20 protein-coding genes, 1 tRNA gene and 1 riboswitch are annotated in these 23532 nt (G+C 45.8%); of the genes, 15 read left to right on the top strand and 6 right to left on the bottom strand.

Annotated elements, in window-relative coordinates:
- Positions 1–76 precede the first annotated feature (76 nt).
- From rsxC to RH89_RS25130, 4 genes are all read right to left on the bottom strand, one after another.
- Positions 77–2431 (bottom strand): electron transport complex subunit RsxC, encoded by a 2355-nt coding sequence (gene rsxC / locus RH89_RS25145; RefSeq protein ID WP_004408185.1) that lies wholly within the window; start codon positions 2429–2431, stop codon positions 77–79.
- Between the two features lie 12 nt (positions 2432–2443).
- A complete protein-coding gene (gene rsxB, locus RH89_RS25140; RefSeq protein ID WP_004408179.1) occupies positions 2444–3022 on the bottom strand; it encodes an electron transport complex subunit RsxB in 579 nt (192 codons plus the stop codon).
- Positions 3022–3603, bottom strand: a complete 582-nt coding sequence (gene rsxA / locus RH89_RS25135) for an electron transport complex subunit RsxA (protein ID WP_004408178.1) — start codon at positions 3601–3603, stop codon at positions 3022–3024. The genes rsxB and rsxA overlap by 1 nt, the downstream gene beginning before the upstream one ends.
- Positions 3604–4023: 420 nt before the next feature.
- Positions 4024–4099: transfer RNA gene (locus RH89_RS25130), tRNA-Asn, on the bottom strand.
- Between the two features lie 533 nt (positions 4100–4632).
- On the opposite strand from RH89_RS25130, the gene uvrB reads away from it, so the two are divergent.
- From uvrB to RH89_RS25115, 3 genes are all read left to right on the top strand, one after another.
- Complete coding sequence (uvrB, locus tag RH89_RS25125) at positions 4633–6663, top strand: excinuclease ABC subunit UvrB (protein ID WP_004408177.1); 2031 nt, start codon at positions 4633–4635, stop codon at positions 6661–6663.
- A gap of 251 nt (positions 6664–6914) precedes the next feature.
- The gene (gene luxO / locus RH89_RS25120) at positions 6915–8306 is read left to right on the top strand and encodes a quorum-sensing sigma-54 dependent transcriptional regulator LuxO (RefSeq protein WP_004408176.1); all 1392 of its coding nucleotides are present in this window, start codon (positions 6915–6917) and stop codon (positions 8304–8306) included.
- A gap of 30 nt (positions 8307–8336) precedes the next feature.
- Complete coding sequence (locus RH89_RS25115; RefSeq protein ID WP_004408175.1) at positions 8337–8684, top strand: Hpt domain-containing protein; 348 nt, start codon at positions 8337–8339, stop codon at positions 8682–8684.
- On the opposite strand, the gene yvcK is transcribed toward RH89_RS25115, so the two are convergent.
- Positions 8673–9560 carry a uridine diphosphate-N-acetylglucosamine-binding protein YvcK gene (gene yvcK, locus RH89_RS25110; protein ID WP_004408174.1) on the bottom strand — a complete coding sequence of 296 codons (888 nt, stop codon included), beginning with the start codon at positions 9558–9560 and terminating at the stop codon, positions 8673–8675. The genes RH89_RS25115 and yvcK overlap by 12 nt on opposite strands.
- 195 nt (positions 9561–9755) lie before the next feature.
- A riboswitch (molybdenum cofactor riboswitch) is annotated at positions 9756–9897 on the top strand.
- Between yvcK and moaA the strand changes: the two genes are divergently transcribed.
- From moaA to moaE, 5 genes are all read left to right on the top strand, one after another.
- Positions 9885–10877, top strand: a complete 993-nt coding sequence (gene moaA / locus RH89_RS25105; RefSeq protein WP_038147354.1) for a GTP 3',8-cyclase MoaA — start codon at positions 9885–9887, stop codon at positions 10875–10877. Its footprint overlaps the riboswitch before it by 13 nt.
- Positions 10878–10953: 76 nt before the next feature.
- Positions 10954–11466, top strand: coding sequence for a molybdenum cofactor biosynthesis protein B (gene moaB / locus RH89_RS25100; protein ID WP_004408168.1), 513 nt, complete (start codon positions 10954–10956; stop codon positions 11464–11466).
- A gap of 9 nt (positions 11467–11475) precedes the next feature.
- Positions 11476–11952, top strand: a complete 477-nt coding sequence (moaC, locus tag RH89_RS25095; protein WP_004408166.1) for a cyclic pyranopterin monophosphate synthase MoaC — start codon at positions 11476–11478, stop codon at positions 11950–11952.
- Complete coding sequence (moaD, locus tag RH89_RS25090; protein ID WP_004408164.1) at positions 11952–12197, top strand: molybdopterin synthase sulfur carrier subunit; 246 nt, start codon at positions 11952–11954, stop codon at positions 12195–12197. The genes moaC and moaD overlap by 1 nt, the downstream gene beginning before the upstream one ends.
- A gap of 3 nt (positions 12198–12200) precedes the next feature.
- Positions 12201–12662: a molybdopterin synthase catalytic subunit MoaE gene (gene moaE / locus RH89_RS25085; protein WP_004408162.1), complete on the top strand. Its 462-nt coding sequence runs from the start codon at positions 12201–12203 to the stop codon at positions 12660–12662.
- A 118-nt stretch (positions 12663–12780) separates the two neighbouring features.
- On the opposite strand, the gene RH89_RS25080 is transcribed toward moaE, so the two are convergent.
- Entirely contained in the window at positions 12781–15321 is a 2541-nt protein-coding gene (locus RH89_RS25080; protein WP_004408159.1) for a glycosyl hydrolase family 18 protein, read from the bottom strand.
- A gap of 683 nt (positions 15322–16004) precedes the next feature.
- On the opposite strand from RH89_RS25080, the gene RH89_RS25075 reads away from it, so the two are divergent.
- The 7 genes from RH89_RS25075 (at position 16005) to RH89_RS25045 (ending at position 23439) form a co-directional block, all read left to right on the top strand.
- Positions 16005–17639 carry an ABC transporter substrate-binding protein gene (locus RH89_RS25075; RefSeq protein ID WP_004408158.1) on the top strand — a complete coding sequence of 545 codons (1635 nt, stop codon included), beginning with the start codon at positions 16005–16007 and terminating at the stop codon, positions 17637–17639.
- Positions 17640–17743: 104 nt separating this feature from the next.
- Positions 17744–18664 carry an oligopeptide ABC transporter permease OppB gene (gene oppB, locus RH89_RS25070; RefSeq protein ID WP_004408156.1) on the top strand — a complete coding sequence of 307 codons (921 nt, stop codon included), beginning with the start codon at positions 17744–17746 and terminating at the stop codon, positions 18662–18664.
- A 15-nt stretch (positions 18665–18679) separates the two neighbouring features.
- The gene (gene oppC / locus RH89_RS25065) at positions 18680–19582 is read left to right on the top strand and encodes an oligopeptide ABC transporter permease OppC (protein ID WP_004408154.1); all 903 of its coding nucleotides are present in this window, start codon (positions 18680–18682) and stop codon (positions 19580–19582) included.
- A gap of 54 nt (positions 19583–19636) precedes the next feature.
- Positions 19637–20608, top strand: a complete 972-nt coding sequence (oppD, locus tag RH89_RS25060) for an ABC transporter ATP-binding protein (RefSeq protein ID WP_004408152.1) — start codon at positions 19637–19639, stop codon at positions 20606–20608.
- Positions 20605–21594, top strand: coding sequence for a murein tripeptide/oligopeptide ABC transporter ATP binding protein OppF (gene oppF / locus RH89_RS25055; protein WP_004408150.1), 990 nt, complete (start codon positions 20605–20607; stop codon positions 21592–21594). The genes oppD and oppF overlap by 4 nt, the downstream gene beginning before the upstream one ends.
- A 207-nt stretch (positions 21595–21801) precedes the next feature.
- On the top strand, positions 21802–22317 hold the full coding sequence (locus tag RH89_RS25050; protein ID WP_004408149.1) for a hypothetical protein: 516 nt from the start codon (positions 21802–21804) through the stop codon (positions 22315–22317).
- Positions 22318–22500: 183 nt separating this feature from the next.
- On the top strand, positions 22501–23439 hold the full coding sequence (locus tag RH89_RS25045; RefSeq protein WP_004408148.1) for a glutathione S-transferase family protein: 939 nt from the start codon (positions 22501–22503) through the stop codon (positions 23437–23439).
- The last annotated feature ends 93 nt before the right edge of the window (positions 23440–23532 follow it).

Here is a 23532-nt window from a genome sequence, read left to right as displayed (position 1 = left end):
CTTTTGCTCTGGCATAGCAGCGGCTGACGGCGCTTTCTTTGGATCTTCATCAGCGGCCGGCTCTGCGCTTTCTGGTTCAGATTCGGTTTCTTTGCTCTTTTGCTGCCTTGCGAGCTTTTGCTCTGGCGATCGCAGCAGCGACGGCAGCTTTCTTTGGATCTTCTTCAGCGGCTGGCTCTGCGCTTTCTGGTTCAGATTCGGCTTTCTTGTCTCTTTTGCAGCTTTGCGAGCTTTTGCTCTGGCAATGGCAGCAGCGTACGGCAGCTTTCTTTGGATCTTCTTCAACGGTTGGCTCAACGTTTTCTGACTCAGGTTGAGCTTGTTGTTCTTTTTCAGCTTTGCGAGCTTTTGCTCTGGCGATAGCAGCAGCGACGGCAGCTTTCTTTGGATCTTCTTCAGCGGCTGGTTCTGCACTTTCTGGTTCAGGTTGAGCTTGTTGTTCTTTTTCAGCTTTACGCGCTTTCGCTCTGGCGATAGCAGCAGCCACTGCCGCTTTTTTGGAATCGCCATCTTCATTGGTATCAGAAGATTGGTCTTGTTCCTGAGCTTGTTGTGCTTTTTTGGCTTTGGCTCGGGCAATCGCAGCAGCAACTGCGTCTTTTTTATCGCTCGTGTCAGGTGCAGTTTGGCCTGCTTTTTTCGCCTTAGCTCTTGCGATGGCAGCAGCGACCGCATCCTTTTTGTTATCAGAGCCAGTCTCGCTATCTGTATTACCTGCTTCAGCTGCTTTCTGCGCCTTACGCTCTCTGGCCTGACGCTTTCTCTCTTCGCGAAGCTTAGCCATCTCGCTGTTATCTGGCTCTGATTTGCCTGCCGACATAGCTTCAGCTTGTTTGGCTTTTGCCTTAGCAATGGCGGCTGCCACGGCAGGTTTCACTTCGTCTTTGGCTGGCTCTTTCGCTTTTTGCGCTTTAACACGTGCAATGGCGGCTGCTATTGCATCATCACCATCGCTAGTTTTAAGATCTTTACGCCTTGATTCAGCCGCTTTCTTAAACTTGTTTTCCCGAGCCAGTTTGTCTCGCTCCATACGCGCATTTTTTTCTTCAAAGCGACGTTTGGCTCTTTCCGCAGCAATGGCTTCATCTTTGCGTGTTCGGATTTCCGCTTTCGCTTCACGATAGTAGTGAACAAGTGGAATCTCACTGGGGCAAACAAATGCGCAGGCACCACACTCAATGCAGTCTTTTAGATTAAGTTCTTCACACTTATCGTAATCCTGATCTTTGGCATACCATTGCAATTGCTGCGGTAGCAACGATGCCGGACACACATCCGCACACTCACCGCAGCGAATACATTCCATTTCGTATCGCTCGGTAGGAAGTTCGCGTCTGGAGGGGGCAAGTATGCAGTTTGCTGTTTTTGTGATTGGGACATTAGCGTGCGGCAAGGTGAACCCCATCATCGGTCCACCCATAATGAGCCTTGGTGACTTCTTATCTGCTTTATAGTTGCTGTGCTCTAGCAAATGAGAAACAGGTGTACCGAGCAAAGCCCAGACATTCTTAGGCTGTTTGAAAGTTTTGCCTGTTAACGTCACTACGCGCTGAATCAAAGGTTCGCCATCGATTACTGCTCTCTTGACCGCATGCATGGAACCGACGTTCTGTACAAGAATTCCTATGTCTGCAGGAATTCCATTAGCGGGAACTTCTTTGTCGGTCAGTATCTTAATGAGCTGCTTTTCGCCCCCAGAAGGATACTTGGTCGGAATAACACGTATCACCAAATCTTTTGCCGTTGCTGCCAGTTGCAGCGCTTCGATGGCTTCTGGCTTGTTGTCTTCGATGCCGATAATGGTGAGTTCAGGTTTGAGAATGTGTTCGACAATCTCAATACCTTTGATAATTTCTTCCGCGTGTTCCTGCATCAGACGATCATCGGCTGTGATGTATGGCTCACACTCTGCTGCATTGACGATGAATATCTTTGTTTTTGCCAGACCAGACTGAATTTTCTTGGCGGTCGGGAAGCCCGCACCACCCATTCCGGAAATACCGGCATTGCGAATAATTTCAATGAGCGCGTCGGGTGATTCTTGCTTGAAGTCCGCGATAGGGTGTTTTTCAATCCATTCTTCTTTGCCATCAGGCTGAATAACGATTGCAAGCTCAGTTAAGCCAGAAGGGTGCGCCGTGGTCCTAGGCTCAATAGCGGTTACAACACCGGATGTTGGTGCATGAACGGGGAGCATGAAGCTGAGGGAACACTTGGTCAGTGCTTGCCCTTTAAGAACGCGATCACCTGGATTTACAGCGAGATCACCAGGCTTACCGATGTGTTGCTTTACTGGCAATACCAACTCGGTTGGCAACGGCAGTGGTTGCATTGCCGTTTGGTTGGACTGACGTTTGTTTTCTGGAGGATGAATACCGCCGGGAAAGTCCCAGAGGTAACCAGAGCGGATTTTTTCGACGAGTGACAACATACCCAATCCTTCTTATTGTAATTCTTGAGGTTGAGAGTCGGTGACGTTCACCACCGGTATTGCGTTTAATTGCCACTTCCATGTATCCGTTGTTTGAGCAATTGGAATCATCTCAATACAGTCTGTCGGACAAGGCGCTACACATAAATCGCATCCTGTACATTCATCCTTAATGACAGTATGCAGTGCTTTGGTTCCTCCAACTATTGCATCCACGGGGCAAGCTTGGATGCATTTAGTACATCCTATACACATATCTTCATGTATATAAGCGACTTTTTTGATGCTTTTTTCTGGATCGTGTTCCGGCTCTCCTGCTTCAACTCCCATTAAATCTGCAAGCTTTTCAATACAAGCCTGTCCACCCGGAGGACATTTGGTAATGGAGTCGCCGTTAGCAATGGCTTCGGCATAAGGACGGCAGCCCGGATAGCCACATTGACCACATTGGGTCTGCGGAAGTATTTCGTCTATCTGGTCGACGATAGGGTCGGCTTCCACTTTGAATTTGATAGAAGCAAATCCAAGAATGGCACCAAAAATTGCGGCAAGTACAGCTAACGCGATGATCGCGATTAAAATTCCGCTCATTACAGTTTCACCAACCCAGTAAAGCCCATGAATGCAAGAGACATTAATCCTGCCGTAATCATAGCGATTGAGGCTCCCCGAAACGGAGTAGGAACGTTAGCGGCTGCAATGCGCTCACGCATAGAAGCAAACAGGATAAGAACAATTGAAAAACCTGCAGCCGCACCAAACCCATAAACAATGGACTCGATGAAGTTGTGGTTTTCGTTGATGTTGAGTAGAGCGACACCCAGTACCGCACAGTTGGTAGTGATCAGGGGCAGGAAGATGCCCAATAGGCGGTATAGAGTCGGACTGGTTTTGTGCACAACCATTTCTGTGAACTGTACAACAACCGCAATCACCAGAATAAAACTCATGGTGCGTAGGTACTGGATACCAAGCGGTATAAGAATGTAGGTTTCTACTAAGTACGCGCTAACCGATGCCAGAGTCAGCACAAATGTGGTGGCCAGACCCATGCCGATCGCGGTTTCAAGTTTTTTTGAAACCCCCATAAACGGACACAGACCTAGAAATTTTACAAGAACAAAGTTGTTGACCAATACAGTGCCAACAAGCAGCAACAGATATTCTGTCATGGCATCTCTAAACAAATAAATCAGATCTTAATATTATCCTGCTTTGTTAAGAAATTAACAACCAAGATAGAGCAAGTTTTTTGGGTATTTGGCTGATTATTAGTCGGTTATTTATAGAATTATGATTCAAGAATTGGAAAATAGCCAAGTTGTTGAGAATTAATATCATTTACAGTGAGTTGCAGGTGGAGTTTCTTCAATTACGGCTCAGAAATTTGTCTCTCTTATCTTCATCAAGAGTAGGACTTTGAGGTTCTCAATGAAAACATAAAGTTGCGGTCAAAAAATGATGTTTGATGTTGGTTTTTTGCTCACCTTACTTGAGAGATTAGCTCGGTGTGGATAGCGACAATGTAATCTAAAAAAGCCAGCTGCCTAAAACGAGAAAAGCCACATCTTTCGACATGGCTTTTGGAATAGTGGCTCCCCCTGCGGGACTCGAACCTGCGACATACGGATTAACAGTCCGCCGTTCTACCAACTGAACTAAGGGGGAACAATTGAGTGGTGCGAATCTTAGCGACACCCGATTTTTCTGTCAACACTCAAATGAAAAGAAAACCGAAAAAAAATGAATAAAAACGGCTTTACATTCATGTAAGCCTTGCAGAGTAAGACCTAGTCGCACTTATCCACTAAAATTGTGGATAAGTGTGTTAATTGATTTTTGACAAAATACAGAGCTCTGTTTTTTCAATATTAGGAAAGGATAATTTTGTCGAAAGAATGCAGTTTAACTTTATGTTTTATAATGAGAATGCGTTTAGGTGAGTCAGTGAAATGCTTTGTGAATAAAAATGCAATATATGACCATATAGCAATAGGGCACGAAATTTTGGGGAAAACTAGTGGATAGAAAATAGTGTTTTTTTGTGGGGATTTCCGAGCAGGGTCAAGAAAGATATCAGATAAACTTGTCAGGATCTAGTAGTAAATGTGTCATAGATCTGACTTTTAATGTTTATACGTATTGACCTTAAGAGACATTAGCAAAGACAATACTGGGCAAATTATGGTTAGGGATAAAATATGAGTAAGACGTACGATTTGGTCTCCAAATACACCCCAGCGGGTGACCAGCCTACTGCGATTAAGCAGTTGCTGGATGGACTGGATTCTGGTCTGGCACATCAGACATTATTAGGTGTAACAGGTTCGGGTAAAACATTTACCCTTGCCAACGTGATTGCAGAATCACAACGACCAGCAATTTTACTCGCCCCCAACAAAACTCTGGCTGCCCAGCTGTATGGAGAGATGAAGGCGTTCTTTCCTAACAATGCTGTCGAGTATTTTGTTTCTTACTACGACTATTACCAACCTGAAGCCTACGTTCCGACAACCGATACCTTTATCGAGAAAGACGCGTCAGTGAATGCTCACATCGAGCAAATGCGTTTGTCAGCAACCAAAGCACTACTTGAACGCAAAGATGCCATCATTGTCGCTTCTGTTTCTGCTATTTACGGATTGGGCGATCCGGACAGCTACCTCAAAATGATGCTTCACGTTCGTCGTGGTGACATGATCGATCAGCGCGATATCCTTCGTCGTCTTGCAGAGCTGCAGTATTCCAGAAATGACGTGGCGTTTGAGCGCGGTCAGTTTCGGGTGAGAGGGGAGGTGATTGACATTTTCCCGGCAGAGTCTGAACAGGATGCGGTTCGTATCGAAATGTTCGATGATGAAGTCGATTGCATCAGCGTTTTCGACCCACTTACGGGTGTGGTTAAACAGCGGGATTTGCCAAGATTTACCATTTATCCTAAAACCCACTATGTCACGCCAAGAGAGAGGATTCTCGAAGCGATTGAAAACATCAAGGTTGAGCTAGAAGGGCGCAAGAAGCACCTGCTGGAAAACAACAAACTTCTGGAAGAACAGCGAATCAGCCAGCGTACTCAATTTGATATTGAGATGATGACCGAGCTTGGTTTTTGTTCTGGTATCGAAAACTATTCACGTTATCTCAGTGGACGCAATGAGGGCGAGCCACCTCCGACCTTGTTTGACTACCTTCCTCACGATGGTTTGCTCATTATTGACGAGTCCCACGTTACGGTTCCTCAAATCGGGGCCATGTTCAAAGGCGACCGTTCACGTAAAGAAACCTTGGTTGAATTTGGTTTCAGGTTGCCGTCTGCGTTGGATAACCGACCATTAAAGTTCGAGGAATTTGAATCCCTGGCACCACAAACTATCTTCGTGTCTGCAACACCTGGTAATTATGAATTAGAAAAATCAGACGGTGACGTCGCTGATCAGGTCGTTCGACCGACTGGGTTATTAGACCCGCAACTCGAAGTGAGACCTGTTGCCACTCAGGTGGATGACCTGTTATCTGAGATTCGTATCCGGAGTCAGAAGGCTGAGCGCGTTCTGGTTACGACACTCACCAAACGCATGGCAGAAGACTTGACGGAATACCTGCACGAGCATGATGTAAGGGTTCGTTATCTTCACTCGGATATCGATACAGTTGAGCGCGTAGAGATTATTCGAGACCTTCGTTTGGGCGAGTTCGACGTGTTAGTTGGTATTAACTTACTTCGTGAAGGCTTAGACATGCCAGAAGTTAGCCTAGTGGCGATACTGGATGCGGATAAGGAAGGCTTCCTACGCTCAGAGAGATCTCTGATTCAGACCATAGGCCGAGCTGCGCGTAACCTGAGTGGTAAAGCGATCCTTTACGCAGACTCGATCACTAAGTCCATGAAAAAAGCCATGGATGAAACGAACCGTCGTCGCGAGAAGCAGCAAGCTTATAACGAAGAACAGGGTATCACCCCGCAGGCGTTGCAAACTAACGTTAAAGACATCATGGAGCTTGGTGATATTGCCAAGGCGAAAGGAAAACGCCACAACAAACAAGTTCCGCTTTCTAAGGTGGCTGAGCCATCGAATAAATACGAAGTGTTGTCACCTCAAGAACTTGAGAAAGAAATTGCTAAGTTGGAAGGTCAAATGTATCAACATGCCCAAAACTTGGAATTTGAGCTGGCTGCAGAGAAACGAGATGAAATCGAAAAACTGAAAGCACAGTTCATCGTGAATAGCTAGTTTGCTAACGTAGTGTGATTAAGATAAAAAAATAGCCAATAGAAATCGATCTATTGGCTTCATTTCGTGAATACTTTGTTCACTAACAACGTCAGTTGGCTAGGTGACCCGTTAGGGTCATACATGCAGTTGCACATTGCGTGCCATGTTTATTTCACCCTTTCTTTTACATTTTCCTCAGTTTAGGCTATCATTTTTCGCAAAATGCGATTCATATTGCAACTATATTACTAAAGTGCAACGGCTAGGATATGCAAGACACAACTTCTAACCCCAATCCTAAATACCTATTGATGGTGGAGGATACCGCCTCAGTAGCAGCGCTCTATCGATCTTACCTCAGTCCACTGGGGCTGGATATTACTATTGTCGGAACAGGTAAAGATGCAGTTGAAAGCCTGGAAGAGCGAACACCAGACCTGATTCTTCTCGACTTACGCCTTCCTGATATGACGGGAATGGACGTTCTTTCTTCGGTGAAATCAAACTACCCCGATGTCCCTGTTATTTTTATGACCGCACACGGTTCGATTGATACCGACGTTGAGGCAATGCGTAAGGGTGCTCAGGACTTTTTAATTAAGCCTTGTGAGGCAGACCGCCTGCGTGTAACGGTCAATAACGCCATTCGCAAAGCAGGGAAACTTCGTTCTCCAAGCAGCGAGCCCGATAACAACTACCAGGGCTTTATTGGCAGTAGCCAGACCATGCAGGCTGTTTACCGAACTATCGACTCCGCGGCTCCCAGTAAAGCGTCAGTATTTATTACGGGCGAAAGTGGTACCGGTAAAGAAGTGTGTGCAGAAGCGATTCATGCCGCCAGTAAACGTGGCGAAAACCCGTTTATTGCCATTAACTGTGCTGCAATACCAAAAGACTTAATTGAAAGTGAACTGTTTGGTCATGTGAAAGGGGCGTTTACCGGGGCATCTACCGACAGACAGGGTGCGGCAGAGCTTGCAGACGGCGGTACGCTGTTCTTGGATGAACTGTGTGAAATGGATCTGGACCTGCAAACCAAACTGCTTAGATTCATTCAAACGGGTACCTTCCAAAAGGTCGGATCTTCCAAAATGAAGAGTGTAGACGTACGCTTCGTGTGCGCGACTAACCGTGATCCTTGGAAAGAAGTTCAGGAAGGGCGCTTCCGAGAAGATTTATATTACCGTTTGTATGTCATTCCACTGCACCTTCCTCCTTTGCGAGACAGAGGGGAAGATGTAGTAGAGATTGCTTATTCGTTACTCGGTTACATGTCTCATGAAGAGGGTAAAGGGTTTGTTCGATTCTCGCAGCAAGTCGTTGATAAATTTATTGAATACGAATGGCCGGGTAATGTTCGTCAGCTTCAGAATGTGCTTCGTAATGCCGTAGTACTCAATCATGGTAGCGAGATCACATTAAACATGTTGCCACCGCCATTAAATTTGCCTTCCGTATCAGATTTGAAGCAAGTAAATGCATATGACGCAAAATCAACTAAACTCTCAGTAGAAGAAATTCGACCACTGTGGCTTACCGAAAAAAGTGCGATAGAACAAGCAATAGAGGCCTGTGAAGGAAATATTCCAAAGGCTGCGGGTTATTTGGATGTCAGCCCATCTACCTTGTATCGCAAGCTACAAGCTTGGAAAGAACAATAAGAGCAAAACTAAGAAGATTAAGAGGGTAGGATGAAAGCGGTTGTCAATACAGACAAAATAGACGAATTGAGTAGGGATATTGGGGAAGAAAATCTCCCTATGCTTTTTTCCATTTTTATTGGGGAGCTGGTGGACTATGCCGAGGCGTTAGCCAATGGACCAACTGAACAAAGTGAAGCTGAAGAGCAATTGAAAGCCATCAGCCACTCTTTAAAAAGCAGTGCCGCCAGTTTTGGAGCAGAAAGGCTGTGTGAATTTGCCACAAGACTAGACGCCAGATACAAAACAGGTGAACCTATTAACACGGAAGAAAACCGAGAAACCATGATCACCTGTCTTCACATTACGAAAGACGAGTTTATCAAGTTAACCGAGTAAGTTTTCTATCGCCTTTTGCAGTTTGGTTCGATCGTGTCGCCATTGATGGTTTGCTGAAGCAAGGTCAATGGTGACAATCTCACCCACACCATCCAAATCCTGTGGCTGCTCGCTGCTCAATAACAGATCTATTTTCCTTCCATCACACGCGCGCTGACACCAGTTAAGTTTCTCCTGTAGAGACATTCGACCTGCAGGTCCATATTCAGGTGAAAGGTTTTCAATAAACACCAGCCTGGCTTGTTCATTTCTGGCGATGGATTTACCCAGCTCCGGAATCAGCAGTGGCGGCATGATGCTGGTTAAAAAGCTGCCTGGCCCTAAAATAATGCAGTCGGCTTCTTCGATTGCTCTTAATCCTTCCTTGGTTGCAGGAACCTGAGGCTCAAGATACAGCCGCTGAAGATCCTGTTCCATTTCATCAACACTGGTTTCGCCCCGAACTCTTTCGCCAGAGGTAGAAAGGGCAGTCAGGTCTGAAGGGTGTTCAGACATAGGGACGATATTCACATCCACATTGAGCATGTCCCGAATCAGGTTGATGGCTTCTAAAGGGCGAACAGAAAGGTTATCCAGCGCCGTGAGCATCAGATTACCCAGGTTGTGATCGTTGAGTTCGCCAACACCCTTGAAGCGGTATTCGAACATCATAGAGCCGATAGAGGGTTCGGTAATCAGCTGGTTAATGCAATTACGCGTATCGCCCCAGGCAATGCCACCCTGACAGTCTCGGATTCGACCTGTAGAGCCGCCGTTGTCAGTGGTAGTAACGATTCCAGTCGCGTTGCTGCCGAAATCTTTAAGTGCAGCCAACATTCTTCCTAGCCCGTGACCGCCACCAATGGCGACCACTTTCTTGTTTTTATATAGAGTCATACACGTTCACGTTTTTTGTTATTCCCGGCCAGCGTTGTCATTGAGCAAAGCTGATCAGAGTAGATGCCGATACTTTGCCTGCTGATTTACTAAAATTCTAGCGATTGAACTGCACAAATTCGAATTTTTGCAAAGTTAAGCTGGTATCCCACAATAATATTAAGTATTTTATTAGAAGCTGCCACGCATAGTGCGTGGCTGCCATAGCTCCGAGCTTTCACTGCTAAGTTCGCAACATGCGGATATGAAGTGTCAGCCAGTGACGTTTTGTCACAAGGGTTTGTTTGGAAATGAGCAAGCCTCCCGTGTTTGGAAAGGTGTTCCGTGGCGCAACAATTCGAAGATAATTTCAATCGCAAGTTCTATTACTTGCGCTTATCAGTTACCGACGTATGTAACTTTAAATGCACATATTGTTTGCCTGATGGGTATCGACACCCCTCGGGTCAACGAAACTCGTCTTTTTTAACCCTCCCAGAAATCCGTCGCGTGGTTCGCGCGTTTGCCGATTGTGGTACCGACAAAGTTCGTATAACCGGTGGTGAGCCTAGCCTGCGTAAAGATTTCACTGAGATCATTCATGAGGTAGCGACGACTACGGGTATTCGCAAAGTGGCGACGACCACCAATGGCTACCGCATGGAAAAGCAAGTCGCTTCCTGGAAAGATGCTGGTCTCACCAATATCAACGTGAGTGTCGATAGCCTGGATGCCCGAATGTTCCATCAGATAACGGGTGAGAACAAATTTGAACAGGTGATGGCTGGGATTGATAAGGCGTTTGAAGTCGGTTTTAAGCAGGTCAAAGTCAACGCTGTTCTCCTGAAGAATCTGAATCATCTGGAGTTACCTGCTTTTCTTCACTGGATCAAGCATCGTCCGATTCAACTCCGATTTATTGAGTTGATGCAAACGGGTGAAATGGATGGTCTCTTTAAGAATCATCACAAGTCCGGTGTGAGTATCCGCAATCATCTGATTGCCAATGGCTGGCTGTTGAAACCTAAGGCATTAAACGACGGACCTGCTCAGGTCTTTATACATCCGGATTATCAGGGCGAGATTGGTCTGATCATGCCTTATGAAAAGGATTTCTGCGAAAGCTGTAACCGCCTACGTATTTCCGCCAAAGGCAAGCTTCACCTCTGTTTGTTTGGTGAGGAAGGGGTGGAGCTGCGCGATCTTCTGCAGCGAGATGATCAGGAATCTGAGTTGATTCAGAGAATTTCTCAGCAGCTTCAGAATAAGTCGGTCAGCCATTTCCTCCATGATGGAAACTCAGGCATCACACCGCACCTGGCGTCGATCGGCGGATAGTCAGTTAAATATTTGTGCTGGTGGCAATGCGACCAGCCATTCAATTTCAATTTAATAAATACAAAAGGTGAGCTAAATGGGTCACGCTGAAAGCAAATTTCAACCAGCTAACATTGCAGTGTTAACCGTCTCTGATACGCGTACAGAAGAAAACGATACTTCAGGTGGTTACCTTGCTGAACATCTTCAGGAAGCTGGTCACAATCTGGCAGATAAGAAAATCGTTATTGATGATATGTATCAAATTCGTGCGGTCGTATCTCAGTGGATTGCCGATGATTCGATTCAGGCAATTATGATTACAGGCGGCACTGGCTTTACTTCTCGTGACAGTACTCCTGAAGCCCTTGTTCCACTTTTTGACAAGCAGGTTGAAGGGTTTGGTGAACTGTTCCGAGCGGTTTCCTACGAGGAAATCGGGACATCCACCATTCAGTCTCGTGCGATTGCAGGATTTGCGAATCATACAGTAATTTTCGCTATGCCAGGGTCAACTGGGGCGTGCCGGACAGCCTGGACTAAGATCATTAAACAACAGATGGATGCCAGCCATCGTCCTTGTAACTTTATGCCTCACCTGAGCAAATAGGGGAATTGAATGACTCAGTTTACCCACATCAATGCGTCGGGCGAAGCTAACATGGTGGATGTGTCTGCTAAGGCAGACACGGTACGCGAGGCAAGGGCAGAAGCTTTTGTTCACATGGCACCAGAAACTTTGGAGCTGATCGTCTCAGGTTCTCATCACAAAGGCGATGTTTTTGCGACAGCAAGAATTGCCGGGATTCAGGCGGCGAAAAAAACTTGGGATTTGATTCCACTTTGCCACCCGTTGCTGCTGTCTAAAGTCGAAGTTCAGCTAGAAGCCATTGAGTCAGAGAACAAGGTCCGAATCGAATCAGTGTGCAAGCTGGCAGGTAAAACAGGTGTCGAAATGGAAGCGCTGACAGCAGCGTCTGTGGCGGCGTTGACCATCTACGATATGTGTAAAGCGGTTCAAAAAGACATGGTTATCGAGCAAGTGCGCTTACTTGAGAAAACTGGTGGCAAATCCGGTCACTTTAAGGCGGAATGATGATCAAAGTATTGTTTTTTGCGCAAACCAGAGAATTGGTTGGTGTCGATCAAATCGAAGTCGATAGCAGTTATGAAACGGCAGAGCAGCTTCGCCTTCATTTAGTTGAAAAAGGCGACAAATGGGCGTTAGCGCTGGAAGCTGGGAAATTGCTGGTGGCAATTAACCAGACTCTTTCCCCTCTGGATTCTCCTATACAGTCCGGCGATGAAGTCGCATTTTTCCCACCAGTCACCGGAGGGTAAGGAATGTCGCAGGTATCGGTTCAAAAGGAAGACTTTTCTCTCGCTGATGAATATGACGTGCTCGCTCAGGGCACATCTTCTGGTGCGGTTGTGACATTTGTTGGAAAAGTACGAGATATGAACCTGGGGGACAACGTTATTGGATTGTCGCTGGAACATTACCCAGGAATGACTGAGAAATCGCTGGAAAGCCTATGTGAGCAAGCCAAGCAAAGGTGGTCTATTGAGAATATTCGAGTCATACATCGTGTTGGTGATTTGGATATTGGTGATCAGATCGTATTTGTTGGTGTTTCTAGTGCACATCGCGGAGATGCGTTTAACGCCTGTGAATTCGTTATGGACTACCTGAAAACTCAGGCACCTTTCTGGAAAAAAGAGAGAACGACGGATTCAGTGAGATGGGTTGAGTCGAGAGAATCAGACGCCGCCGCCGCCAGCCGATGGGCGGAGCAAGGCGAGTAGTCTTAAGCCCACTTCTTTAGATACTAGACAACAGACACTAAAGAGCCGGTCAGATGGAGATCATTCTGACCGGCTCTTTGGTTTTAAGTACCTACCCAAGAGTAGGCACTAATCGGTATTACTTAGCAACAGTACAAATTGTTGACCAGCTACCGTCAGAACCAGGTACAGTTGTAGTGTACCAGTTCGCTTCGTAAATCACGCCATTGTGAACCATTTGGTCACCAGCTTTGGCGTGGTTTGGATTACCAGCCCAGTCTGTTTGAGGCCAGTTCGGGTAAACGTTGATACCAGTCACGTCACACGTTGGGTCTACAACATTCTTCTTAACAACAACGGCTGCTTGTGCAGAGCTTGATGCTTTGCCATCGCTCACTGTTACAGAGAAGTTTAGAGTAGTGTCCACATCGTAGCTTGCTGCTGTAAAGGTAACTTTTGCACCTTGAACAGTCGCGTTAACGCCTGCTGGAACATCCCAAGTGTAAGTTAGAGTGTCGTTGTCAGCGTCTGTAGAGCCGCTTGCATCAACGACGACTACGTCACCTGCTGCTGCTTGTGCTGGAGCAGAAACTGCTGCTACTGGTGCAGAGTTCACACCTTTAGGAGAAACAGTCACCAGAACTTTGTCTGTAGATGCTGCACCTTTGTTATCAGTAACAGTGACTTCAAACGTGTAAGTCTGAGCCGCAGTAACACTTGCAAAGTCTACCGTAGCAACTGCCGCGTTTGCATTAGTGATAGTTACAGCCGGACCAGTTACTTGTTTCCAAGCGTAGCTTGCGATTGTGCCATCAAGGTCTTTAGAAGCGCTAGCATCTAGAGTTACCTGAGCAGGACCTTCAACAGCAACGTCCGCACCCGCAGAAGCGATTGGTGCACGGTTACCACCGATAGTCGCCAGACCCTCGTGCATTGCGTTTAGGATGTCACCGTTGTCCGCATCGATTTCCCATGAGAACAGACCAGCTAGACCTAGGCTACGTACGTAAGCACCTTTCGCTTTAACAGAACGCTCATCATCAAACGTGATTAGCTTACCGTTTGAACGGTTCCATACGTATGGCGCTTCAGCCAATTCATCGTAACCGTACTCAAAGCCATTGATGCCCTGGTTGTTTGCACCAAGCATGTTTGCCTTAATGCCTTTATAGTCGATTACACCATCTTGCCAAACACCTTGAGCTTCTGTACCAGTCAGTGCACCTGTACCTGTACCAGTCATTGGGTCTGTAGGGTCAGTCAGAGTTCCAGGCATTACACCATCCCAACCACGACCGTACATCGCTGTACCTACAACCAGTTTGTTTGCAGGAACGCCTTGACCTAGAAGGATCTTGATTGCGTTGTCAGTTGTGTACGCAGGACCTTTGTATGGTTCGCCATTAGCATCTGTGCCTGTACCATCACACTGACCAGGACGCATGAAGTTACCACAGTAAAGTGCTGTTTGGTGACCAGGATTGTTGCTCCAAGCACCGTAGAAGTCGTAAGTCATCGCGAAGATGTAGTCCATGTGCTGAACTGCTGCTGCGTAGTCTACGTCTTCAAGTTTGTCGTAACCTACCCCGATAGCTGAAGTCAGCTCATAAGTACGACCAGTTTCCACTTCTAGTTCATTAAGCATGGTGCGTAGTTCTTGCATAAGCGCAACGTACGCAGGACCATCATTAACAGGGTCACCTAGGTTACCGTTTGGACCGCCACCACCAGGGAATTCCCAGTCAATATCTACGCCGTCGTAGAATTTCCAGGTTTTAAGGAATTTCTTAACAGAAGCAACGAAGATATCGCGATTGGCTTTTTGGGTGAATCCGTGGAACGGGTCAGATAACGTCCAGCCACCGATAGAAGGAACAATCTTCAAATCAGGGTTACGCTGTTTTAATGCCATCAACATGGCGTAGTTACCTTTGATAGGATCAGCGTACTGGTGACCAGCTTGATCAAACCCTTTCATAAATGCTGCCCATGGATCGTGAACAACCACTTCGTAGTCGTTAACACCTGTACATAGAGTTTGCAACATTCTGTGACCGCTAGGATTGTCTTTTAGCAATGAATCATTCTGACCACAGATAGGGATGAAGCCGTAGAGAATATGAGTAAGGTTGTCTACTGGGATATTGTCTACAGTAAAGTCACGACCGTAGATGCCCCATTCAACAAAATAAGTACCAACAACAGTGTTTGGATCTGTGTTGTAGGTCTTGTTGTTAGGATCAACATTCATTGTTAGCGGTTTTAAATGTGCGCCGTCAGTATCAGCAACAACTAATTCTTGAGGTGCTGATTTTGAACAGCCTGTTGCGTCACACGCTGCAACCTCAACTGAATAAAGACCACCTTTACCATATTGGAAAGCGGCTGTTGTTGTACTACCGGTAATAGGACCAGTAGCAACTTCTACACCATCAAAGTAGATTTTGTAGGTGTCGCCTGTTGTACCAGACCACTGGTTGAACTTAATTGTGATATCAGCAAGATCCTTGTAGCTCACCATCTGGTGGTAGCCTTTCAAGGTTTGCATTTCTAACTGAATCTTTGAAAATTTCAGGTTGTTAGAACCATCAAGATCAATAGTTGGTGCAGCAGGTGCAGCTAACGCAGAACCTGAAAGAGCCAGACCAACACCGATAGCGCATAAGCTTAGATGTTTCATTGTATTTCTCTCATTCCTTGTAAAAAAACTGCCTCAAAAACAAAGAGGCGAAAGTAACGATGGCATTCAATTTCCGCCATCCCGGTCAGTTTTTCCGAGAGGCAAGCTTTTGACAAAGAAAAATAAAATGCTTTTGAATCGATATAAAAAAACAAAAAAATCGTTTCCTGCGCGTTACAAAAAAAGTGCTGGTGCCTCGATTTTTTATAAAACCTGACATAGTTCTGTTGCACTTATGAACATTTGCACTACCCACATTAGCAGTGGTGATAAAAGTCACATTTATGTTGAAATTATGTGGCATTTTGTGGTGCGCTGGTCGACTTGAGATGTGTGAAATGTTAAGTTTTTGTTCTAAAGCAGGATAAGATTCTGCTAAATTGATTGTTTTTGAAACAATTTGGTGGTTAAGATTGGCTCGAGCGATATCTGAGTTTGTTTGAACCGTCGTTTTCAATCTTTGCAGAGTAATTGTCTGAAGAAGACCGTTATCCAAAAAATTAAACGGTTTTTTACTACATTTTTATGGCAAATTACTTCAATGATTGGTAGTGTGTTGCGCAATCTTCTTTAGGTTTAGAAAACGCTGTACGCTTATTGCGCTAAATTTTTCTAAATGCCCTCCGTTCTGGCAACTATAGAAGACGTCATGGATGCAATCTAAAAAACTTGGAGTTTAATGCATGTATAAGAACAAAATCACTCAGGCACTTCTTCTTGGTGCTGGTATGGCAGTGGCTGCCACTTCGTTCTCCTCTCTTGCTGCTGACGTTCCAGCAGGCACAAAATTAGCGAAGGTTCAGGAACTGGTACGTGGTAACGGTACTGAAGTAGCAACTATCGACCCGCACAAATCTCAAGGTGTTCCAGAGTCTCACGTAATTCGTGACCTATTGGAAGGTCTTGTAAATCAAGATGCTGACGGCAACACTATTCCAGGCGTTGCAACGCACTGGGAAACTGAAGACAACAAAACGTTTGTTTTCCACCTACGTAAAGAAGCTAAATGGTCTAACGGCGACCCAGTAACTGCACACGACTTCGTGTACAGCTGGCAGCGTGCGGTAGATCCTGCTACTGCGTCTCCTTACTCTTGGTACATGGAATACACCAAGATGGTTAACGCCGCTGACATCATTGCGGGTAAAAAAGACAAGAGCACTCTTGGTGTTAAAGCTCTAGATGATCACACTCTAGAAGTGAAACTTGAGTCTGCTGTTCCTTACTTTGTAATGATGACTGGTCACACTACAACTAAGCCTGTTCATAAAGCGACAGTTGAAAAGCACGGTGATCAGTGGACTAAGCCTGAAAACTTCGTTGCTAACGGTGCATTCGTAGTAGACAGATGGGTACTTAACGAACGTATGGTTCTTAAGCGTAATACCCAGTACTGGGACAACGACAAAACTGTCCTAGACCAAGTAACATTCCTTCCGATTGAAAACCAAGTTGCCGAAATGAACCGTTTCCTTTCTGGCGAACTGAATTTCACTTCTTCTGCATTGCCAGTTGAACACTTTAAGCGTCTTAAGAAAGAGTACCCAGAGTCTGTTTCTGTAGAAGGCAGCTTGTGTACTTACTACTACTCGTTCAACACGAAGAAGAAACCATTTGATGATGTACGTGTTCGTAAAGCGATCTCTTACGCAATCAACCGTAATATCGTAACGGATGCAATTTTGGCTCAAGGTCAAAAACCTGCTTACTTCCTGACTCCTGAAATTACTGCTGGCTTCAACCCTGAACTGCCAGAGTACGCGAAGATGACTCAGAAAGAGCGTGACGCAGAAGCGGCTCGTCTACTTGAAGAAGCTGGCTTTGGTAAGAGCAACCCTCTGAAGTTCACTCTTCTATACAACACGAACGAGAACCACAAGAAAATTGCGGTTGCTCTAGGTTCTATGTGGAAGAAAACTCTGGGTCTGAACGTGACTCTTGAAAACCAAGAGTGGAAGACTTACCTGTCTACTAAAGACCAAGGTGACTTCGAAGTTTCTCGCGCTGGCTGGTGTGGTGACTACAACGAAGCGTCTTCTTTCCTAACTCTAATGGTAAGCAAGAACACGACTGCCGGCCAGCACTGGGGTAACAAAGACTACGATGCTTTGATCGACAAAGCGTTGAACTCTACTTCAGAAGCTGAGCGTACTGCTCTTTACACTCAAGCTGAAGACCTGATTGCTAAAGAGATGCCAATCGCACCTATCTACCAATACGTACGTGCTCGTCTGCTAAGCCCTCAAGTTGGTGGTTTCCCATCAAACAACGCAGAAGAGAAGATCTACTCTAAAGATCTCTACATCAAAGCGAAGTAAAATACCTCCGCTGATAAAATTATAAATAACACGGACACTGCATGTGAGATTCACATGCAGCGTCTTTTCTATTATTCATTGTCACAGACTGAAAGAGTGAGTTTATGCTTAAATTCATTATGAAACGGATATTCGAAGCAATTCCAACTATGTTGGTATTGATTACAGTATCTTTCTTTCTTATGCGCTTTGCGCCAGGTAACCCGTTTTCGAGCGAGAAGCCATTACCACCAGAAGTAATGGCAAACATTGAAGCAAAATACGGTTTGGATAAGCCTGTTTTCGAACAGTACACCACGTATCTTACCAATGTTGTTCAAGGCGATTTTGGTCCTTCTTTCAAATACCTAGACTATTCAGTAAACGAATTGATCTATGCGGCACTGCCAGTGTCTGCGAAAGTAGGTTTCATCGCATTCATATTCACTGTCATCATGGGTGTGTCAGTCGGTACCATTGCCGCACTGAAGCAGAACACCTGGGTTGACTACACCATCATGTCCACTGCGATGCTTGGTGTAGTAATGCCATCCTTTGTTTTGGCACCTGCACTTATCTATCTTTTCTCTCTGCATTGGAACCTTTTCCCAGCAGGTGGTTGGCATGACGGCAGCCTGAAATATCTAGTGCTTCCGGTAATCGGTATGTCTCTTCTATACGTAGCGACTTTCGCACGTATTACACGAGGCAGCATGATCGAAACCCTGAACAGTAACTTCATCCGTACTGCACGCGCAAAAGGTTTGAGCTACCGTTACATCGTAATCAAGCACGCACTTCGTCCAGCACTGCTTCCAGTTGTTTCATACATGGGACCTGCATTCGTAGGTATCATCACTGGTTCGGTAGTTATCGAAACTATCTTCGGTTTGCCGGGTATCGGTAAGCTATTCGTAAACGCAGCATTCAACCGCGATTACTCGCTAGTAATGGGTGTAACCATACTGATTGGTTTCCTGTTCATTCTATTCAACGCCATCGTTGATATTTTGCTAGCTATGATTGACCCGAAAATTCGCTACTAAAGGGAACGGATTGATATGTTGACTAAAAAAGAAAACCTTGAAGCGATCGAAAAGTTCTCTAAGGACTTAGAAGTAGAAGGTCGCAGCCTGTGGCAAGATGCCCGTATCCGCTTTATGCGTAACAAAGCGGCTATGGTGAGCTTAGCCATTCTATTTGTAATGACAATGGCAGTTATTTTCTTGCCAATGTTTGCTCCATACACATACGACGATACCGACTGGTATGCGATGCATGTTGGACCAAATGCCGAGCACTGGTTTGGTACCGACAGCCTGGGTCGTGACCTGTACGTTCGTACCCTTATTGGTGGTCGTATCTCATTGATGGTAGGTGTACTTGGTGCACTTGTTGCGGTACTGATTGGTACGCTTTACGGTGCAGCTTCTGGCTTCATCGGCGGCAAAACTGACCGAATCATGATGCGTATCCTGGAAATCCTTTACGCGGTTCCGTTTATGTTCCTGGTTATCGTACTGGTAACGTTCTTCGGTCGTAACATCGTACTGATCTTCGTCGCTATCGGTGCCATTGCATGGCTGGATATGGCGCGTATCGTACGTGGTCAGACACTAAGCCTACGTAGTAAAGAGTTTATTGAAGCAGCCCATGTATGCGGTGTGAGCAAATGGAAAATAATTACACGCCACATCGTTCCAAACGTACTGGGTATTGTTGCAGTTTACTCGACTCTGTTGATTCCGAGCATGATCCTTACAGAGTCATTCCTATCGTTCCTTGGTCTTGGTGTACAAGAGCCAATGACGAGCTGGGGCGCACTGCTTCAGGAAGGTTCTCAGACGATGGAAGTAGCAATTTGGCAGCTTGCGTTCCCAGCCGCGTTTATGGTTGTGACGCTATTCTGCTTTAACTATGTCGGCGACGGCCTGCGTGACGCACTGGATCCAAAAGATAGATAAAAAATAATATCGGATCCTTTTAGAGCAATATAAAAATTACACAGGAAAGCAATGATGAGCTTGTTAGATGTTAAAGATCTGCGAGTCGAATTTACCACGCAAGATGGTATCGTCACCGCAGTGAATGACTTAAATTTTTCACTGAACCAAGGGGAAACCCTTGGTATCGTGGGCGAATCTGGTTCGGGTAAGTCCCAGACTGTATTCGCTATCATGGGTCTTTTGGCAAAAAACGGAATTATCTCTGGTAGCGCCAAATTTGAAGGTCGTGAAATTCTGAATCTGAAAGAAAACGAACTCAACCGAGTTCGTGCAGAACAGATTGCCATGATCTTCCAGGACCCAATGACCTCACTGAACCCGTACATGAAAGTCAGCGACCAGCTGATGGAAGTGTTGATGCTGCACAAAGGCATGGGCAAAGCGGAAGCGTTTGAAGAATCAGTTCGAATGCTGGAAGCGGTAAAAATCCCAGAAGCCCGTAAGCGTATCACCATGTACCCACACGAATTCTCAGGCGGTATGCGCCAGCGTGTGATGATTGCCATGGCGCTACTGTGTCGTCCTAAACTGCTTATTGCAGATGAGCCTACAACGGCTCTGGACGTAACGGTTCAAGCACAGATCATGGATTTGTTGAACGAACTTAAGAGCGAATTCAACACTGCAATCATCATGATCACGCATGATTTGGGTGTGGTAGCAGGTTCATGTGACAAAGTACTGGTTATGTATGCTGGACGTACTATGGAGTACGGTACAGTTAACGAAATCTTCTACAATCCGAGCCACCCCTATGCAGAAGGTCTGCTGAAGGCGATCCCTCGTTTGGATACGGAAGGCGAAATTCTGCCAACCATTCCAGGCAACCCACCAAACCTGCTTCGTTTGCCACAAGGCTGTCCTTACCAAGAGCGTTGTCACCGCGTGACAGAGCAATGTAAGACTGAAGCACCAAAACTGGTTAACTTTGGTGAAGGGCGTCAACGCGCATGTTTTTCTGACTGGGAGGCTTGGAATCGATGAGTACAGATAAAAAACTTCTTCTAGATGTAAAAGACCTGAAAGTTCATTTCAGCATTGCACCTAAATCAGCATGGCCATGGACTAAACCAACACCTTTAAAAGCAGTAGATGGCGTTAACATTCGCCTATACGAAGGGGAAACCTTGGGTGTAGTAGGGGAGTCTGGCTGCGGTAAATCCACTTTTGCCCGCGCCGTAATTGGTCTGGTTGAAGCAACCGACGGTGAAGTTGTCTGGCTTGGTCAGGATCTGACTAAGATGCAAGACGTACAACGCCGTAACACACGCAAAGAGATCCAGATGATTTTCCAGGATCCGCTGGCGTCCCTTAACCCTCGTATGACTATTGGCGACATCATTGCAGAGCCTCTGGAGACGTTTTACCCAGAGCTGTCTGCTGATGAAGTGAAAGACCGCGTTAAAGAGATGATGACAAAGGTGGGCCTTCTGCCTAACGTTATCAACCGTTACCCGCACGAGTTCTCTGGTGGTCAGTGTCAGCGTATTGGTATCGCTCGTGCTTTGATTCTTCGTCCTAAGATGATCATTTGTGACGAACCTGTATCGGCACTGGATGTATCGATTCAGGCACAGGTAGTTAACCTTCTGAAAGAGCTGCAAAAAGAACTTGGTCTCAGCTTGGTGTTTATTGCGCACGATCTCTCTGTCGTTAAGCATATTTCAGATCGCGTACTGGTTATGTATTTGGGTAATGCGGTAGAGCTCGGCGAATCTGAAGCTCTGTTTGCTGAGCCAAAGCATCCATATACGCGTGCTCTTATGTCGGCAGTTCCAATCCCAGATCCAGATCTGGAGCGAGCCAAGAAGATTGATATGTTGGAAGGCGATCTGCCATCTCCAATGAATCCACCATCTGGCTGTGTATTCCGCACACGTTGCCCTCAGGCGACAGAGGCTTGTTCACAGCAAAAACCTCAAATTAAAGGTGACGACGTTCATGCCGTTTCTTGTTTGATGGTTGACTAAATTCAGCCTGTGACAGGCTTAAGCGCGGTGCCTTCGTGGTCCGCGCTTTTTTTGTGCCTGAGCCAATCCATTTCGTGATGAAAGACGTATTAAATCTGATAATGTAAACAAAATGTAAATAAAATGTTTTAATTGGGTTTAATTGAGCGTGAAAATGTACTAGAACTTAAGAGTAGCTACGCTCATTCATTGCGCTTGGAGGCTCAGATGAAAAGACTGTATTACATCACGAAAGACTTGGACGACGCAGAAGAAATATCAGATGAAGTTCATGCAAGTGGTATTGATGACCACCACTTTTATGTTCTAAGTCGTGATGATAATGGGATTAAGACCCACCACCTCCATGGCGGCAGTTCACTTGAGCGCGCACACATTATTACCGGGGCGCAGAAGGCGCTGATTGCAGGAGCTGTCGCCGCGGGCGTGTTGATTCTGTTTCTGACTTTTTTCACCAGCTTGTTTGAGAGCTCCAGTTTTGTACCATTCGCTCTTATCTGCATCATTGCGATCACAACAACAGTCATAGTCAAAATGACGGGTGGTTCGTTTGATAATTATTTTATGACGATGTTTAACCAGCACTTAGATGATGGAGAAGTCGTGATTGTAATTGATGTCGAACGAAGTCAGGCACATCGCATAGAAGAAATTCTTGAGCACCATCCCAAAGCCGAGTTTATCGCGGACTGCTCTAGTGTGGGCTCACCGATACCCGATTAAGCAGATATGAAAACGAAGAGGGTTGGCAGGGTGCCAGCCCTTTTTGTTTTTTAGCGTTGTTTTTGGGCGTACTAAAAGATCATTCAAAATTTTTGATGATGTTGAACGGCATTGACTGGTCGCATAACCCGTTGGGTTACCTATAATTCAACTCAATATCTTTACAAACAAAGGATGGATGAGATGGGCAAGTTAGTTGAAGGTGTTTGGCACGACGTCTGGTACGACACCAAAGCAAGCAATGGTAAATTTGTTCGGGAAGATGCTGGCTTCAGAAGCTGGGTTGAAAACAAGTCAGGCGCTGAGTTTCAACCAGAGTCGGGTCGATACCATCTTTATGTTTCTTTGGCGTGTCCGTGGGCACACAGAACCCTAGTGTTTCGTAAGTTAAAAGGTCTGGAACCTCATATCGATGTGTCTGTGGTAAGCCCGGATATGCTTTCTGAGGGGTGGCAGTTTGATAAACCAGAGCCTTTGTTTGGCTTTACTCGCATGCATCAGATCTACACTCAAGCAAAATCGGATTACACCGGAAGGGTCACGGTTCCTGTGCTGTGGGATAAGAAAACCAATACCATTGTCAGCAATGAGTCTTCCGAGATCATTCGCATGTTCAACACAGCATTCAATGATCTGACTGGCAACCACGACGATTATTACCCTGAAGCCCTTCACTCAGAAATCGAGAAGTGGAACGATTTCATCTATCCGAATATTAATAACGGCGTGTATCGTTGTGGCTTTGCGACAACTCAGGAAGCTTATGAAGAAGCGTATGACCAGTTGTTTGATGCGTTAGACAAAGTGGAAGTCCATCTTTCTTCGAGTCGATACCTGGCGGGCGATCAAATTACAGAAGCCGACTGGCGTCTATTCACCACTTTAGTGCGTTTTGATGCTGTCTATGTAGGGCATTTCAAATGCAACAAAAAACGCATTGCGGATTACACAAGCATTCAAGGCTATTTAAAAGAGCTGTATCAGGTAGAAGGGGTGAAAGACACCACCGATTTCCACCATATCAAAAGGCACTATTACTTTAGCCATACTGGAATCAACCCAACTCAGGTTGTACCGAAAGGACCCGCTTTGGATTTGGATAGCCCTCACGGTAGAGGCTAGAAATAGAAAAGCCAGCATAGTGTGCTGGCTTTGTTTTTCAGATAAGAAAAAACCAGCTCAATGAGCTGGTTTTCTTTTGTATGGTGGAGGGGG

Source organism: Vibrio nigripulchritudo ATCC 27043, from assembly GCF_000222685.1.
Taxonomy (GTDB): Bacteria; Pseudomonadota; Gammaproteobacteria; order Enterobacterales; family Vibrionaceae; genus Vibrio; species Vibrio nigripulchritudo.
This window is presented reverse-complemented; position numbering and strand designations above follow the sequence as displayed.

Excerpts from the sequence above, each read along its gene's own strand:
- rsxC (WP_004408185.1), bottom strand. The coding sequence starts at position 2,431 with ATGTTGTCACTCGTCGAAAAAATCCGCTCTGGTTACCTCTGGGACTTT.
- rsxB (WP_004408179.1), bottom strand. The coding sequence starts at position 3,022 with ATGAGCGGAATTTTAATCGCGATCATCGCGTTAGCTGTACTTGCCGCA.
- rsxA (WP_004408178.1), bottom strand. The coding sequence starts at position 3,603 with ATGACAGAATATCTGTTGCTGCTTGTTGGCACTGTATTGGTCAACAAC.
- uvrB (WP_004408177.1), top strand. The coding sequence starts at position 4,633 with ATGAGTAAGACGTACGATTTGGTCTCCAAATACACCCCAGCGGGTGAC.
- luxO (WP_004408176.1), top strand. The coding sequence starts at position 6,915 with ATGCAAGACACAACTTCTAACCCCAATCCTAAATACCTATTGATGGTG.
- RH89_RS25115 (WP_004408175.1), top strand. The coding sequence starts at position 8,337 with ATGAAAGCGGTTGTCAATACAGACAAAATAGACGAATTGAGTAGGGAT.
- yvcK (WP_004408174.1), bottom strand. The coding sequence starts at position 9,560 with ATGACTCTATATAAAAACAAGAAAGTGGTCGCCATTGGTGGCGGTCAC.
- moaB (WP_004408168.1), top strand. The coding sequence starts at position 10,954 with ATGGGTCACGCTGAAAGCAAATTTCAACCAGCTAACATTGCAGTGTTA.
- moaC (WP_004408166.1), top strand. The coding sequence starts at position 11,476 with ATGACTCAGTTTACCCACATCAATGCGTCGGGCGAAGCTAACATGGTG.
- moaD (WP_004408164.1), top strand. The coding sequence starts at position 11,952 with ATGATCAAAGTATTGTTTTTTGCGCAAACCAGAGAATTGGTTGGTGTC.
- moaE (WP_004408162.1), top strand. The coding sequence starts at position 12,201 with ATGTCGCAGGTATCGGTTCAAAAGGAAGACTTTTCTCTCGCTGATGAA.
- RH89_RS25080 (WP_004408159.1), bottom strand. The coding sequence starts at position 15,321 with ATGAAACATCTAAGCTTATGCGCTATCGGTGTTGGTCTGGCTCTTTCA.
- RH89_RS25075 (WP_004408158.1), top strand. The coding sequence starts at position 16,005 with ATGTATAAGAACAAAATCACTCAGGCACTTCTTCTTGGTGCTGGTATG.
- oppB (WP_004408156.1), top strand. The coding sequence starts at position 17,744 with ATGCTTAAATTCATTATGAAACGGATATTCGAAGCAATTCCAACTATG.
- oppC (WP_004408154.1), top strand. The coding sequence starts at position 18,680 with ATGTTGACTAAAAAAGAAAACCTTGAAGCGATCGAAAAGTTCTCTAAG.
- oppD (WP_004408152.1), top strand. The coding sequence starts at position 19,637 with ATGAGCTTGTTAGATGTTAAAGATCTGCGAGTCGAATTTACCACGCAA.
- oppF (WP_004408150.1), top strand. The coding sequence starts at position 20,605 with ATGAGTACAGATAAAAAACTTCTTCTAGATGTAAAAGACCTGAAAGTT.
- RH89_RS25050 (WP_004408149.1), top strand. The coding sequence starts at position 21,802 with ATGAAAAGACTGTATTACATCACGAAAGACTTGGACGACGCAGAAGAA.
- RH89_RS25045 (WP_004408148.1), top strand. The coding sequence starts at position 22,501 with ATGGGCAAGTTAGTTGAAGGTGTTTGGCACGACGTCTGGTACGACACC.